General features: G+C 69.1%; 1 pseudogene. It reads right to left on the bottom strand.

Going from position 1 to position 456, the window contains the following annotated elements:
• Positions 1-246, bottom strand: a pseudogene (locus AB4Z35_RS30475) (acetyl-CoA C-acyltransferase); the annotation flags it as partial.
• Positions 247-456: the final 210 nt, after the last annotated feature.

Below are 456 nucleotides of genomic sequence, written 5' to 3'. Positions count from 1 at the left end.
GGGCACGGTCACCGGGCAGCCGGCGCGCAGGGCGATCTGGCGCGCGATGTTGGCACCGGTGGCGCCTTCCGGGTTGGCACAGCCCATCAGCACGTCTTCCACTTCACCCGCCTCGATCTTGGCGCGCGCGATGGCGTGCTGGACCGCGTGACCGCCCAGGGTCGCGCCGTGGGTCATGTTGAATGCGCCCTTCCAGCTCTTGGCCAGCCCGGTGCGGGCCGTGGATACGATGACTGCCTCGTTCATGTCTTGCTCCTCGGTATCTTGGTGTCTCTTGCGAGTTATTCAGTGTGTTCAGCGTGGGGCGGCGGGATGGCCTTCCAGGACCTGGGCCGACGTCGCCCGGACCACGCCGGCGGCGGTCATGTCCGCCCAGGCCTGTTCCAGCGAGCCGTTCAGGTCGATGGCGCGGCAGGCGTCCTCGATCACCACGACCTCGAAGCCGGCGGCGCGCGC

The sequence above is a fragment of the Pseudomonas sp. KB_15 genome, assembly GCF_052114525.1.
Taxonomy (GTDB): Bacteria; Pseudomonadota; Gammaproteobacteria; order Pseudomonadales; family Pseudomonadaceae; genus Aquipseudomonas.
This window is presented reverse-complemented; position numbering and strand designations above follow the sequence as displayed.